We start from the raw sequence: 1799 nt of genomic DNA on the forward strand, positions 1-1799 counted from the left end.
TGGAACCACTCTGACCCCATCCCGAACTCAGAGGTGAAACGCTGCTGCGGCGACGATAGTTTGAGGGTTGCCTCCTGCTACAATAGCTCGATGCCAGGTCTCTTTTTTATCGAATCGAATAGATTATTCACCTAGAAAGAATAAAAATGGTTTTTCTAGGTTTTCTATTTTTAGAATTTGAATAGGAATTGAATGATAGCAATTATCTTTATTTAAGATAATTGCTGTTTTTTATTAAGGGCAAAATTATTATAGATATGGAAGTTGCCAATCAATTTGTGGTTTGCCAAAGGAATGCAGTGCTGAATTGATAGCTGAGAAGGGTTTGCTACCAAAAAAGCCATTACGTGCAGAAAGTTGTGAAGGATGTGCTGATTTAATTACGGCATGTTTACCCACATTCCGCACTTCAAAATGTAGTATAAAAGCCTAAGTAATGTTTTCCGAACACAAGTAAATAATAAAACATATAAATGTTCAGTAAATCCACATAAATAAACCTGTGTGACGAAGACGGTGAGGCTGGCATTGCTGAGAAGAAATTGATTTCAAGCTTTGTCTAAAACTAAATAGACATTGGTTCAATCCAAGTGAGACAATTCATATAAACTCAAAAACATTTGAGGGTAAAAAATGTCTCCAATCGAAAATGCTCAAATTAAAAATATTGACCATTTAGGAATAGTAGCTGGGTTAATTGATGAAATAGGAATAGTTGAAATAATTAATTCCCAATTAGGAATAGACCCTCGTGAAAAAATAACAGCAGGAACACTGGTGAAAGCAATTTTAATCAATGGATTAGGATTTGTCTCAAGACCTTTGTATTTATTTAGTCAGTTTTTTGATGACAAAGCTATCGAAATATTATTGGGAGAAGATGTAAAAGCTGATTACATCAATGACGATAAAATTGGCAGAGTTATGGATAAGTTATATAAAAGTGGATTGAATAATCTGTTTATAGAAATTGTATTATCAGTAATTAAAAAATTTAAGATAGCTGTGAAATACTCACATTTGGATGCAACATCATTTCATATGCATGGAGAATATAACAGTGAAGAGCATCAGGAAAAAGAATCGTAAAATAACCAGGGAAAGACCAACTAATTATCACTAAAGGATATTCTCGTGACCATAGACCAGATTTGAAACAATGTGTTTTAGATTTAATAACTAGTAGTGATGGAGACATCCCATTATTAATGAGAGTGGGAGATGGAAATGAAGCGGACAAAGCTGTATTTGGGAAAATTCTAGTAGAGTTTAAAAAGCAAATATATTTCGATAGTATTATGGTCTGTGATAGTGCATTATATAGTCAGGAAAATCTCAATTTAATTGCACATTTAAAATGGATAAGTAGAGTGCCAATGACCATAAAAAAAGCACGAGACTTAGAGGATGTTTGAAAAGTTCTTGAAGGTAAGATTTTATGCCAATCGCCTAACCATAATCCGAATCATGGCAATGTAGATAAATGTCTCTGCGGTTTCAGGTAATAGCTCGTAGTCTTTGTTCAATCTCCGACACCAAGTTAGCCAACCCAAAGTTCGCTCGACTACCCAGCGTTTGGGTAACAATACAAACTTCTTGCTTTCTTTTGGTCGTATAACTACCTGTATAATCCAACGGCAGAAATCCATTACCCACTGCATGAATGGGTTACCGTCAAAACCAGCATCTACCCATATTGTATGTAGTCGCGATACAGAAGGTTCCATTTGTTTAACCTTTTTGAGTACTTGTTTACCTCCTTCCCTGCGGGACGCTAACGCGAACACGCTCACCCATAC

Annotated in this window: 1 protein-coding gene, 1 rRNA gene and 2 pseudogenes; 2 read left to right on the forward strand and 2 right to left on the reverse strand. The window is 35.4% G+C overall.

Annotated features, from left to right (window positions below):
• Positions 1–99 (forward strand): 5S ribosomal RNA (gene rrf / locus AACW45_RS38370); the annotation flags it as partial.
• A gap of 150 nt (positions 100–249) precedes the next feature.
• On the opposite strand, the pseudogene AACW45_RS03900 reads toward rrf, so the two are convergent.
• Positions 250–390: pseudogene (locus tag AACW45_RS03900) on the reverse strand (uracil-DNA glycosylase); the annotation flags it as partial.
• 243 nt (positions 391–633) lie between these two features.
• Here AACW45_RS03900 and AACW45_RS03905 point away from each other — a divergent pair.
• Positions 634–1403, forward strand: a pseudogene (locus AACW45_RS03905) (IS1634 family transposase); the annotation flags it as partial.
• A 33-nt stretch (positions 1404–1436) separates the two neighbouring features.
• On the opposite strand, the gene AACW45_RS03910 reads toward AACW45_RS03905, so the two are convergent.
• A partial coding sequence (locus tag AACW45_RS03910) for a transposase (protein ID WP_190638285.1) occupies positions 1437–1799 on the reverse strand: 363 nt, incomplete at its 5' end.

Origin of the sequence: Calothrix sp. FACHB-168 (genome assembly GCF_963889195.1) — a bacterium.
Classification (GTDB): Bacteria; Cyanobacteriota; Cyanobacteriia; order Cyanobacteriales; family Nostocaceae; genus Aulosira; species Aulosira anomala_A.